Annotated in this window: 11 protein-coding genes; 2 read left to right on the top strand and 9 right to left on the bottom strand. The window is 47.8% G+C overall.

The genetic code is table 11. The annotated features are described in order from the left end of the window. Nucleotides 1-218: 218 nt before the first annotated feature. From ACI1P2_RS08115 to ACI1P2_RS08095, 5 genes are all read right to left on the bottom strand, one after another. A complete protein-coding gene (locus ACI1P2_RS08115) occupies nt 219-719 on the bottom strand; it encodes a nucleotidyltransferase domain-containing protein (RefSeq protein WP_355318580.1) in 501 nt (166 codons plus the stop codon). Nucleotides 720-992: 273 nt separating this feature from the next. Beyond that, entirely contained in the window at nt 993-4,187 is a 3,195-nt protein-coding gene (locus ACI1P2_RS08110) for an isopeptide-forming domain-containing fimbrial protein (RefSeq protein WP_408976169.1), read from the bottom strand. Nucleotides 4,188-4,829: 642 nt separating this feature from the next. After that, entirely contained in the window at nt 4,830-5,030 is a 201-nt protein-coding gene (locus ACI1P2_RS08105; RefSeq protein ID WP_355318576.1) for a hypothetical protein, read from the bottom strand. Between the two features lie 597 nt (nt 5,031-5,627). Then, a complete protein-coding gene (locus ACI1P2_RS08100) occupies nt 5,628-7,163 on the bottom strand; it encodes a hypothetical protein (protein WP_355318575.1) in 1,536 nt (511 codons plus the stop codon). 189 nt (nt 7,164-7,352) lie between these two features. Continuing rightward, nucleotides 7,353-7,829, bottom strand: a complete 477-nt coding sequence (locus ACI1P2_RS08095; protein ID WP_408976168.1) for a hypothetical protein — start codon at nt 7,827-7,829, stop codon at nt 7,353-7,355. Nucleotides 7,830-8,083: 254 nt separating this feature from the next. On the opposite strand from ACI1P2_RS08095, the gene ACI1P2_RS08090 reads away from it, so the two are divergent. Further along, the gene (locus ACI1P2_RS08090) at nt 8,084-8,467 is read left to right on the top strand and encodes a helix-turn-helix domain-containing protein (RefSeq protein WP_355318571.1); all 384 of its coding nucleotides are present in this window, start codon (nt 8,084-8,086) and stop codon (nt 8,465-8,467) included. Nucleotides 8,468-9,185: 718 nt separating this feature from the next. Here ACI1P2_RS08090 and ACI1P2_RS08085 read toward each other — a convergent pair. Next, complete coding sequence (locus ACI1P2_RS08085) at nt 9,186-9,401, bottom strand: hypothetical protein (RefSeq protein ID WP_355318569.1); 216 nt, start codon at nt 9,399-9,401, stop codon at nt 9,186-9,188. Between the two features lie 54 nt (nt 9,402-9,455). Between ACI1P2_RS08085 and ACI1P2_RS08080 the strand changes: the two genes are divergently transcribed. Continuing rightward, the gene (locus ACI1P2_RS08080) at nt 9,456-9,680 is read left to right on the top strand and encodes a helix-turn-helix transcriptional regulator (protein WP_355318568.1); all 225 of its coding nucleotides are present in this window, start codon (nt 9,456-9,458) and stop codon (nt 9,678-9,680) included. Between the two features lie 355 nt (nt 9,681-10,035). Here the strand turns inward: ACI1P2_RS08080 and ACI1P2_RS08075 are convergent, their stop codons facing one another. The 3 genes from ACI1P2_RS08075 to ACI1P2_RS08065 all read right to left on the bottom strand — a co-directional run bounded on the left by ACI1P2_RS08075 (nt 10,036) and on the right by ACI1P2_RS08065 (nt 12,921). Further along, nucleotides 10,036-11,139: a glycosyltransferase gene (locus tag ACI1P2_RS08075; RefSeq protein ID WP_355318566.1), complete on the bottom strand. Its 1,104-nt coding sequence runs from the start codon at nt 11,137-11,139 to the stop codon at nt 10,036-10,038. A gap of 18 nt (nt 11,140-11,157) precedes the next feature. After that, on the bottom strand, nt 11,158-12,270 hold the full coding sequence (locus ACI1P2_RS08070) for a glycosyltransferase (protein ID WP_408976167.1): 1,113 nt from the start codon (nt 12,268-12,270) through the stop codon (nt 11,158-11,160). 159 nt (nt 12,271-12,429) lie between these two features. Next, nucleotides 12,430-12,921 carry a hypothetical protein gene (locus tag ACI1P2_RS08065; RefSeq protein WP_355318562.1) on the bottom strand — a complete coding sequence of 164 codons (492 nt, stop codon included), beginning with the start codon at nt 12,919-12,921 and terminating at the stop codon, nt 12,430-12,432. Nucleotides 12,922-12,982: the final 61 nt, after the last annotated feature.

Raw genomic sequence — 12,982 nt, 5'->3', positions numbered from 1 at the left:
ACAGTTTTCGAGAAAAATGCTACGGAAGGTGATTTTTCTCATATTACTGACCCATTTGCCAAAGCTCTTTTGGAATGTTCAGGTATGCTTTCTCCAGAACGAGGAAAAAAGATGTTAGAGGTCATAGAAGAGGGTAGGGGATGATACCACGGTCAATATCAGCCAAGGCACTTTCATAGTATCTATCTGACTTATTAATTAAGACATTAATTTTCCCCTCAGACGTCAAGAATAATCCCCTCCCTCACTATGTTATGTTGTAAGGAAGAAAGTTCGCCATCATCCCACTCACTCAACAAGGAAGTGACAGCTGAAATGTGTTGTACACTATCATCATCAAGCAAAACCTCAAACAATGTATCAGAAACGATCCTACGAAACGGTGAGGCTTCCATACCTTTCCCTACCAACATAAGGTCGAGATCAGAATCCTCCCTAAAGTCGCCTCTAGCTCTGGAACCAAATAATATAACTTGTTCTAAATCAACTTTACCAGAAAGTTTTGCAATCAATTTTCTAACTGTACATATTTCTTCTTGCGTCAGCGTTGGAATCTCATCAATTTTTAATCTGGTTATTGTGTTAAGGCCAGGTCTGGAAAAGTTTGCAGATACTTCATTTTTTTCAAAATCTAATACAGAAGGATGTGTGTATCCATAACTTTTAAGCAAATCTTTAATTTGTCTTACTACGGATTCATCTACTTTATATTTTGCCAACTTAGCACCTCCCCGAGATCAATACATGATCAGTGATTAACTCCCTACTACAAATTGATTCTGGTCTCCTTAAGTATGCAAAAAAAGAGAAGAAAAGGCTACTATGAATGGATGTTCTACCGCTGACATGATGAAAATGACATCATCACGTGAGAGTCCTGCTGATCTGCAACCATCTATTGATTTTGCGCGATTTCTACGGTTTTTGGACAATGAAGAAACTGCCCCCCAAGGTTTTACTTGAAGGGCAGTCCGTTTTGCATCGTATCCTGATTATGCTTTCTTTCTTCTCAGCAGGAACAGGCCTGCAAGCAGAATGATGACACCAGCCAGCAGATAACCGTACATATTCGTTGCGGTTGCCGGCAGCTTGCTGCCGTTGCCATCTCCGTTACCGGAGTTTCCTCCGTTCACCGAGTCGCCCGAGTTGCCGGATTGTCCGGTGCTTCCAGTCCCGCCAGATCCACCGGATTGGCCGGAGTCTGTGGAACCGGAGCCGGAATCAGAAGGTCCCCAGCCCGGGTTGTTCGTGCCGCCGTAAGAAGGACCATTGCCCGGTTCTCCCGGAACGCCGGAATTGCTGCCGCTTCCACCGCCAACAACGATGTCTTCAGACGGCGTATTCGAACCGTTCAGGTTGTCGCCGGTTACTTCAGCCGTGTTGCTGATCGTCTGGCCGTTCTGACCAGCTACCAGCTTCGCCTGGAATACAACCGTATGCCAGTCGGTATCTGTCACGTCGCCGAATTGGCCAACGACTTCACCGTTGACATAATGCCCTTTATCACTGTCCTGCGCATCCGTTACGGTCACGCCATCCACTTTCAGCGAGCCCGGCACATATTGCAGTTCAGCACGCAGAGCGTCGGAAATTTCCAGATTCGTCACGACACTGTCCTCTACGGTGTTGTGGGTGCGAATCGTATACTCAATGACATCGCCGACTTGCATCGTACCGCCATTGAGATCCTTCGCTACTTTCTCAGACTCCAGAACAGGAGTCGGGTCTTTGATCGTAATCTCTTCGCTTGGTTTGTCCGGGGTATTCACGTTATCCCCGTTAACCTCGCCAACGTTATTGATCTTGTCGCCTTTGTCTCCCTTGACAATCTTCGCTTCGAACACCACCGTATGCCAGTCGGTATCCGTTACGGTGCCAAGGCTGCCTGTCACCTTACCATCCACATACTTGCCTTTGTCGCTGTCATTGCTATCCGTTACGGACACGCCATCTACTTTCAGCGTTCCCGGTACGTATTCCAGCTCTTCCGGCAGGTCGTCGGAAATGACCATGTTCGTTACACTGCTGTTCGAAACGGTGTTGCGGGCGCGGATCGTATACTCGAGCGTATCGCCAACTTCGATGCTGCCTCCATTCACGTCCTTCGCCGATTTCTCGGATTCCAGTACTGGAGTGCGTGAATCATCATCGTCGTCATCGTCGTTCGAGCCACCGCCACCGCCGCCACCTGAGCCTCCATCATCCGGATCTTGTGGATCAGTAGGAGGGTCTACTGGTGGTGGTGGCGGGAGTTCAACCACAACCTTGTCAGTCGGTTCGCCCGGCACGTTAACGTTGTCTCCGGTTACTTTCCCAGTATTCTGGATCGTCTTGCCGCCTTGTCCGTCCTGGATCACCGCTTGGAACTCCAGCGTATGCCAGTTCAGATCATCGACATTGCCAAATGAGCCATACACTTCACCGGAAACGGAATGTCCGGCATCACCATCTTGCGCGTCTGACACAGATACGCCGTCCACCTTCAAGCTGCCTGATACGTATTGCAGCCCTTCAGGCAGCGTATCGGTGATCGTCAGATTTTCCAGATAGGTGTCGTTTACAACACCTCTTGTACGAATCGTGTAGGAGATGGTGTCTCCCACGTCATACGTAGCCTTGCTTGCATCCACATTCGATGCGGATTTCTCCGATTCAATCTGCGGATTGCGCGGGTACACCTGCACTTCTTCTCTTGGACGATCCGGCGTATCCACATTGTCGCCTCCTACAGCACCAATGTTGATAATATCCTTACCGGCTTGTCCCGGTTGTACGATGGCGTCAAACTGTACCGTATGCCAATTCTGATCCGAGACGTCGCCAAGCTGCCCGGCAACCTCACCTCCGGCATAATGACCCTTGTCATCCCCTTCGGCATCCGTTACGGCTGCGCCATCCACCGTCAGACTGCCTGGGACATATTTCAGCTCGGAAGGAATCACGTCGGAAATCTCCAGATTTTTCACGATGCTGTTAGCAACTGTATTGCGGGACTGAATCGTGTACCGCAGCGTATCTCCCACTTCAGGATGCTCGGCATCCGTGTTGCCGGACGCTTTTTCCTGAAGGGTCATCGTTTTGCTGGATTCAAGTTTAGGGAAAATGACCGATGAGTCCGTCTCATTGGTTTCAGTCTGTTCTTTTTCCCCTGACAATAAATTGTCATAGTCGATTTGTGCCTTGTTGTTAATGGATTTCACTGCATAATCCGAAAGCACTTTCACTTTAAATTGTACAGTGACCCCATCCGGCAATTGGCTGGCATTTTGCAGGTCCCCTAGCTTAATACTGACCTGTTTGCCGTCAAACTGACCTTCATCCGTATCGGCCTCATCCGTCAGTTTCTTGGTTGTTGATCCGTTAATCAGGACCATCGAGCCAGGGACATATTCCGTGCCTGCAGGAATCGCGTCAGTAACGACCGTATCCCCTGCGATGTCTCCGCCCTCATTTTTGGTATTGATCGTATACGTTAATTCCGTACCTACGCCAATTTCCCCTGGTGGATTAACGGTCTTGGTCGAGGTTACACACGGCTCTGTTCCCAGGAAGATATCATCTAACAAATTCCCCCACGCCAATGCACCATTGGAAGAGGAAACTGCCTCAAAACCAAATCTTGTATTGGTTTGTCCGTCCGGAACATTGTAAGACCCTGTATAATAAGTCCATTTGTTTAAGGGACTGCTCATCTGTTGAATAACTGGAAGGTCATCCGGTTGAGTATTAGACGAGCCTATGCGGAGCTGCATCGTATCCGTCCCATATTCCCCGCGGTGAGCCAGCCGCCAATAAATGGTTTGGCCCGGTACTGTTGCTACATCCTGATACAACATAGCTGGTTCATTGGCGTTCAATTCCGCAAATTGTGTTCCCTCTGCAGCAACAACAGGGATGGTTTCACTATTCCCGCCATAACCTGGCCCCAGAAAATTATTAGAGTTTTGCATGATTTGTATTCGATTATCAGAGGCATCCGTTTCCCAACCCGGAACCTCATTTCCGTAAAAATACATCCAATACGCTTCGGATCCCGGGGACCCTTTATCCCCTACATTTCTCGCTTTCGGCTGCTCAAAGCCTCCATTGATCATCGCTACCGGAGCTGGGCAGGCATTCCCTTCTGCCGCCTGGGTCACAGGAGTAAGAGTCGGTTGCGAAACAGGCAATATGCCGAAAATCAGCATAAACACAGAAAATTTAACAAAAAGACGCTTCAATAGGCTTGTCCGCCTTGTGGAACGGGTATCGTGCACTTGTCTCCCCCCCAAATTGTTTATTCCAGTCCACTACTTTGACAATTAGACTATTACCTTCCCCAAAGCCGATGTCATGACATGATCGGTGCTGGATTCGACATTCGACCCTCCTTCGCTCCAACATCTTTCAAATTTTAACTATATCTCTGTTAATATAATCCACATCCCAGATTTAGACAATCTTTTTACAGTCTTAAATTAAATTTGCACAAAAAGACAAATTATAACATGATTTAGGATCTAATTTTTATGAAATCAATCCTCTTAAACACCTATTTATATCCATTTATGATTTTCATTTTCTGTAAGTATTGGCACAATCGGAGTTCCTGTTTATGGAATCGGTTTTACATGTTTATGTTAATGAAGAGAGAAAAATCACTATAATCTAAGAAAAAACTACTAAACATAATGGAAATCGTTTTTCTCTCCAGATACAAGAATAGAATCACTCTTCGGGTGGCAAAGCGGACTACCCTTCAAGACGGATTAAAGGTCTGAAGGGTAGTCAATTAGACTGCTGATCACTTACCCCTACCTAAGATTGGGCCTGCTTCATTTACAATTGCTTTATTGCACTTTAACCACACTTACTTGTAAAGCGTTAATTGTTGCAGAACCACTAAGGACATCGGCAAACATTCTTAAAGTAGGGTTTACGTTACTATCCACAAGGAATGTATTCGTTATCGGTAATCGCTGACCTGGCGTGATATTGTAATTCGTACCACTACCAGCAACGCCTTGAAAACCTATTCCTACTGCAGACATTGCTTGCGGACTAGTTGATTCAACATCAGCCTTGTAAGTAACCTGATAGATCTGATTCGGTGCCAGCGAAATCGTATTCGTCCCATCATACGTAATGGCCGTACCATTCTGTATAACTTGTGTGCCGAGGTTAAGAAATGTGGGCCCCATAGCAGAAGTAACGACTTGAACTGTGGGAGGGAGTCTAACCGTTTTAAGATTGTTTGCCCCAACGGCTGGTCCCGTAGCGCCTGTCACTCCCGTGGCGCCTGTTGCACCCGTCGGGAAATCATGTTTTCATATTTGACGTCTCAGCCAGTAAGCCCGCAATTCAAGCTTTTCCGCGGTCAGGGGGCTTTCATCCGCCAGATCCGCACCTCGGACCGAGGGACAGTTTAATCTAAGCCACACTTATTTGCATTGATCGCAGCTGCAACTATGTTGAAGTTTATCCAATATAAAATTCGTGGCGCAGCCCCTGTACCGAAAACAGTTCATTAGTGAGAGCGAATTTGTGCCTCCTTAAGATGATTCCGCAATTTTTTTGCTTATGGTTCGAATTCATGGAAAAAGGCCACCCTTTAGGAATTGTACTTCTCTAAAGGGTGGCCAAGTCTTTTACTGAAGTTTAACTACACTTACGTTCAGATAATCAAATGTGTTGCCTGCTACGTTGCGGTCCATAACGTTCAAAGTACTTTGCATGGTCGTACTAATAATAATTGAATTACTAACATTAAGACCGGTGCCATTGGGTTGACCGCTAAAGAAATTAAATGAACCGGTTGGTTGACCGTTTAACGCCCAACCTACGATCGCTCCTCCATTAGCCGCTCTTACATTACCTGTATAACTGGCTTGATACACTTGATTCGCTGCAAGGGTGATATTCGGTGATCCAGGCGTGTGAGTGATGGAGCTACCATTACTCACAGTGTTTGTATCAAGTGGTACAACCCCCCCGAATGCAACCGATACTGGGGAAGTAGTCTGAGCGTTCAAATTATTCGCCGTGACGGTCGGGCCGGTAGCGCCGGTTACCCCTGTGGCGCCGGTTGCGCCAGTTGAACCTGTTGCTCCCGTGGAACCTGTCGCTCCGGTGGAACCTGTAGCACCGGTCGAACCTGTTGCTCCCGTCGAGCCTGTTGCTCCCGTCGAACCTGTTGCTCCTGTCGAACCTGTTGCTCCCGTAGCACCTGTCGCTCCGGTAGAACCTGTTGCGCCAGTTGAACCTGTTGCTCCTGTCGAACCTGTCGCGCCAGTTGAACCTGTCGCTCCGGTGGAACCTGTCGCTCCGGTGGAACCTGTTGCGCCAGTTGAACCTGTCGCTCCGGTCGAACCTGTCGCGCCCGTGGAGCCTGTCGCGCCCGTGGAACCTGTCGCGCCCGTTGCACCTGTTGCTCCGGTAGAACCTGTCGCGCCCGTAGCACCTGTCGCTCCGGTAGAACCTGTCGCGCCAGTTGAGCCTGTGGCACCCGTCGAACCTGTTGCGCCAGTTGAACCTGTTGCTCCCGTAGCACCTGTTGCTCCCGTAGCACCTGTTGCTCCCGTAGCACCTGTTGCTCCCGTCGATCCTGTCGCTCCAGTCGAACCTGTTGCTCCTGTCGAACCCGTAGCACCCGTAGCACCTGTCGCTCCCGTCGAACCTGTTGCTCCGGTCGCGCCAGTTGAGCCTGTGGCTCCGCTTGAACCCGTGGCTCCTGTAGGGCCTGTCACTCCGATTCCAGTTGCACCTGTGGCACCCGTAGCACCTGGTGGACATGTTGGACACGTTCCTGTCGGCCCTGCCGGACCTGTCGGACCGGTTGGTCCTCCTGCTGGTCCCGGAGGCCCCGGAGGACCGGTTGGCCCCACAAGATTAGTAGCGTCCAGCGCTGTTTCCAATTTATTACTCAGCACAAAGTCTTTATTGACCGTTTCTTGAATCGTTTTCCGGATGCTTTCATTTACAGCCAAGATATCGCTGATCGTTGCGGGCGGTCCGGATACACCAGGCAATGTCCCCAGCACATATTGAAGCTTCTCACCTTCCGCATTCAATATATGACTGAGCCCCAGCTCTTCCATAGCAATGGATGCCACGATCAAGGATATTGCCTCATCTCTAGATAGAGTGATCGTTGGCGTAATGTTAGGCAGATTGGATTGTGACATTTCTATCTCCCCTTTCGGTTTTGATAGTTTAATATATTCAGCCGCACTGCAGAAGGATTGAGGTTATCGTCCAGTCTCGTCCCATTTTTCGAAAAATAGGTAGTTTGGAATCATAGGGAAACTGCTCGATTGTATTGTGACACTGATAGATTATGCTAAAAGAATACGTAACTTATGTAAGTAATTTTCTCAGAAAATGGATTGATAATGCTTTGAACGGTCATCTGTGATCCTATCTGACAAAAGATACAGGACCTCATCGGTTCTTCTTAACAAGCGGTTTACGTTTTTTTGCTTCATTTTAGAGACCTGCTCTCTTTCCAGATTAGAAGCCAAATATTGAATAGTCCCGATAAAAATGACCATATCTAACGCTGGAGCAGTTTCAGAATGCAGGAGATGCAGAAGCTCGTCCATAGAAAAAGACCTTTTGGGAAAAGGTTTATTGTTTGTTTTGATGTATAAAGCGTCAAGCATGGAGGTCAGAGCCCGGTCGCAGAAGATCAGGCAGGGTACAGATTGGTTATGATTATGCAAAATCATGGCAAGTTGTATATGGTATCGAGATAACTTATGGAAGTGGTATAAAGTTGTTAGACGAATATCATCGACCGTTCTAAACTTCTCAGCCTCCGTTCTGTGCTCCATTAAGGAGTGAAAATCCATAGTCCTCATTCCTCCCAAGATATAAAATCTCCAGCAATCCAACAATCATGTCCAGTTTGAGTGATTTCAAGTTGAGGGTCCGCAAAGATTGTTCCACTCTTTTGATCCATTTATAAAATGATTGTATAGATAAAGTAAATGGAGGTCAATATAAACAGTACTCTTATGTACAATTATTTCATTATTTGGTTTGCACATGAATATCTGTATTGAGCCATCTTCCTCTTCTAACCTTATACTTGGAGGGGATGATTATGAGTTTGCCAGAGCGTGTTGGAAATCGAATACGTGAACTTAGAAAGGCAAAAGGCTGGACCCAAGAACAACTAGCAGAGGCTGCAGGGCTTCATTACAGTTATATTGGTGGAGTTGAACGAGGGGATCGAAATATCTCATTGGAAACGTTGGAGAAAATCGTTACTGGTTTAAACGTTCCACCGGTTGAAATTTTTAATTTTGAAGAAGACACTGAGTATCGTAGAGCTATGGATGAACATATGACTTTGATGACTACATTGGAGACGAAAGACATACGCGTCCTGACTAGGGCTAATAAAGAAATCATTGAACATTTCGTCATCACCAAAGCAAGCGGACCCTCTGAAACCGAGGTCCAATCGCTCAAATCCAACCCATAAGGACAGTCTTGCATGGGAGTGGCCCTTGACGTGTTCGAAACCAAGAACACCTGCTATTCAAAGTTTACTTAGGTGCTTCACAATTTAGAACAGTCGCTTACCATTCCTGGCCATTCTTCCACCAGATGATGCCATAAATTGTCTTGTTCCCAATTTGTGCTCGGTTGGTCCGGTAACTTGTGAAGCAGCTGTCGGATAGGTTGGGTTGCACAATAGGCCTTGTCGGTGCTGTTTACGTTGAGAGACTGGACTGGCTGCTGGGTCAAGGTGGCTTCCTACGGGATCACCCAGAAAATAATGGCCACCCTCCAAGCGTCGGCTAGACGTTTGAAGGGTGGTTAAGTTGATTCACTAAAATGTTTTCTTGCTTCGATTGAAGCTAATACGATTCAGGTTAAGCTATTTTGATTACACTGAATGTCGATGTCTCAGTGAGAAAATCCCGTGATTTCAGACTTTTCAGATAACTCCTTATTAGAGAGATCCCTGCGTCCACTGGATGATTCCGTAAAAACTGCTTCAAGATTCTGTTCTGCTCCTTAGGCGTCTGGTAAGGGAGCTGATCGAGCATATTTATGTATGTAAAATATCATTAGAAAATCGTTTGATATCGCTTTGACTGGTCATCTGTAATCTTGGTTGATAAAAGATATAGAATTTCATCGGCTCTCCTTAGCAAGCGGTTTACATTCTTTTTCTTCATTTTGGAGATCAGCTCTTATTCCATATCTGAAGCCAAATATTGAACCGTTCCGATAAAAATGACCACATCCAGCGCGGGAGAAGCTTCGGTATGCAGGAGATGCAGAAGATCCTCCATGGATAAGGTTTTCTTGGGAAATCGTGTGTGGTTAGTTCTGAGGTACAAAGCTTGAAGCATGGAGCCAAGAGCCCTGTCGCAGAAGATCAGGCTGGATATTGGTTGGTCATTCATTCCCCAATTTGTTACCATAAATGAACAAATAATTATGGCAAGGGGTACACAGGGGTGAAAATCAAGGAAGCACGCGAGTTAAAACGGCTTGCACAGGAACAGGTCGCTGTGCTTGTGGATACTTCTGTACGGCATTACCAACGCATTGAGGCGGGTCAAGATATACCTAATGTCATTCTGGCTTTGGACATCTGCCGAGCCTTGGAGATAGATCCCCGCGATGTAGAGGAGTGGCAGGACAGCAGCAAACGTCCCCGTCGCCGCCGCCCTCTTGAATAGAAATAACACTCCCGTTGAGTTGATACGTGGAGTGTCTTTAGTACGATCAACCCATGGTTTTGAGACGTTGTTGAAGCCACATTCTATGACCGACGCTGAAAAATAAGAACATCTAATATGTTCACTACGACGCGTCCAATCGTGCGCCGGTTGCGAATCAACATCCTCAGGGACAGCCTTGAACGAGGGCTGTCCCTGATCAATTGGCGTTGTTTTCCGGTGTTGGCTCAGAAGTGCAGGAGGATTTACCAAAAGGGGCTTGGGAAATATTCGATGGTATATCTAAAGGGATGGACTTGGATGGGCGAACCTAATGGCCCACATAGCTTAAGTATGGGTAAGTATGTCATTATCATTATGATCCGACGGCTTCTCTAAATACGATCCCCGTATCCCCTCCCATCAGGCTCGATAGGGTCAAATACATATCCGATTCCTTCAGATTACCGACAGAGGCGTACGATATACCGAGCTCCCGGCAAGTCAAATAAGTCCCTATTCCTGGTATGGACAAATATTCTTCCGGAGCCGGTCCAATTCTCAGTGCTTGCCGCATGGAAGAAATGGCCTTGTCTGTCTCCCCCAGTGCATGCCAGCCATCCGCTCTGAGGTGATACAGATCCGTATAATCCGGAAACAGCGCAATGCTCTCCGTACTGTACTGGACCAGGTCATGATATCGTCCCATGGTTTCCAGGGTGAATAGTCTGGATCTGTGCGCACAGGACAGTAATTGCTTCGAGAAACCGGCCGGTTTCGCCACAGCGATATGAAAGTGTTCGAGGGCTTCCTCCAATTCATTGACCCGACATCGTTCAATTCCCAGGTAATAGTGATAAGTCCCATCTTCGGGATGCTCCTGGATGGATTGACGGATGAGCGATATATTTCTTCTGATTTTATCCTGACGCACAACATTTTGGGCAAGATTCCCATAATGATACACATGGATATCGGCCTGCCCTATGTTCATGTCCGGGCGGGCTTTCAGCATGCTTGGCAGAATCCGTTCATGAATTCTTCCTTCAAACCGGTATTCCGGCCGGTTCCTCACCATGCGGGGAAGACAGGACTGTTCCATTTCAGAACCATCCGTATAGTGGCAAAAATAAAATAGGATGCCTTCGATGCTCTGCTCACGGATCGCATCCCGGGCTAACAGTTCTTTGAGTCTGCCCGCTTCATTCACATCCATCTCTTCATCCGCATCCAGCCATAAGATCCAGTCGCCTGTCGCTTCTTCGAAGCACCGGTTGCGAGCAACCGAGAAGCTGTCTTCCCATGGCATGTGAATCACTTTAGCCCCGAAGGCCTCGGCAATCGATACGGTATTATCCGTTGATCCGGTATCCACAATAATGATTTCATCTACAATACGCATGACACTGCTGAGACATTTCGGAAGGTATTCTTCCTCGTTCCGGACAATCATACATAACGAGATACTTGGTTTATCCATAACTCACCTCTTATGGGGCTAGAGTAAAGAAACCTGAGGCTCCTGGTATTTGATCCTTGAATCGCCGATCATCAGACTTGCCAGGGTAAAATACAGGTCCGCGTTCTTTGAATTCCCGGCGGATGCGTACAGCCGGCCGAGCTCCTGACAAGTTAGATATGTCCCGTGTCCCGCTATGCTCGGATATTCCTTCTCAGCCGGACCGATTCGTTGCGCGTGACGCAATACATCCACGGCCTTGCTGGTATCCCCCAAAGCGTTGTAGCCCATCGCACTGAAATGATACAAATCCGTGAATCCAGGAAAGCGGGCAATGCTTTCCTCGCTATACCGGATTAGGTCGTCGTAACGCTTCAGATCTGCAAGCATAATGAGCCTGTATTTGTGCGCTCTGGACAGTAACGCCTTTCCAGCCCGCATCCCCACCATATTCAAAAATACATTCATATTGCGGAGAGCCCCCTCCAGATCATGATCCCTGTAGAGTTCAACGCTCCAATAATAATAGTAATACGGATAATGCGGGTGCTCCGAGATGGCCTGCTGAAGTAGCGCTATATTTCGGCGGCCTTTATCCTGCTCGATTACATTTTGGGTCAGATAACCGTAATGATGAACATGAACATCCACCTGTCCGAGCTGCAGATGAGGATCGAGTCTCAGCATCGAGGGCAGAATCTGTTCGTGAATCCTCCCTTCAAAGCGGTACTGCGGCCGGTTCCGAACTATTCTCGTCACATAATTATACTCCAGGCCGCCTCCTTCAAGGTGGTTGCAGAACACAAATTGAATGCCCTCGATCCGCTGCTCGCGGACTGAATCCCGGGTCAGCAACTCCTTGAGCTTGTCGGTTCCATCAGCGTCCATCTCTTCATCAGCATCCAGCCAGAGTATCCAGTCTCCTGTCGCTTCATCGAAGCTCCGATTGCGTGCGTCCGCAAAGCTGTTCTGCCACGGCATCTGAATGACCTTGGCTCCAAAGGACTTGGCAATCGCAAGGGTATCATCCGTTGACCCGGTATCTACGATAATGATCTCATCTACAATGTGCTTGACGCTGCTGAGGCATTTCGGGAGATACTTCTCCTCATTCTTGGTAATCATGCATAACGAGATGCTTGGCTTCGCCACAACTTCCCCTTCTTTCCAACTTCAGAGTCCTATTCCCTGTACTCACAAGAAAATAAAGATTCGCCCCCTTCACATCCATATACATTCGTCTGAAGGGGGGCGAGTCTGGACTACCCATATGGGCGCAGGTTGATCTGTAAAACAGCGATTTAAACCATGTTAAGCCAGCTTAATTACACTTACAGATGAGTTAGAATAGGTACCTGGGGCAAGAGTTCTCAATTCTAATCTGCCTGGGGTAGCACCGGTGTTAATAACAGTATTTCCTGATAAACTTACCGCAATGCCGTTACTAGTAGCGCCTGCGTTCGTACTCGGAATAAGATTTCCATTAAGGTAAATAGCTGCTCCCAGGTTCCCCGGTCCTGACCCGTTTATTCTATAGTCCACATAAAACTGCTGATTGGGAGCCAGCGTGAGACTACCGAGTGGGCCCTGGGCGATGGCGGTACCATTCCGCACTTCCACGCTCATTGCAATGACGGATCCAGCCACTAGAGATTGTGGAGTGGCATGATCTGCAAACACATTATTCGCCGTCACCGTCGGACCTGTTGGTCCTGTTACACCGGTATCACCTGTAGCCCCTGTGGCTCCAGTGGCGCCTGTTGCCCCCGTCGGGAAATCATGGTTTCGTATTTGATGTCTCAACCGGAAAAGCCCGTGATTTCAGGCCTTTCCCGCGATCAGGGGCTTTCGTACGCCAGATCCC

Source organism: Paenibacillus jiangxiensis (assembly GCF_046098255.1).
Lineage (GTDB): Bacteria > Bacillota > Bacilli > Paenibacillales > Paenibacillaceae > Paenibacillus > Paenibacillus jiagnxiensis.
Note: the sequence above shows the minus strand (reverse complement) of the source record. Positions and strands in the feature narration are given on the sequence as shown.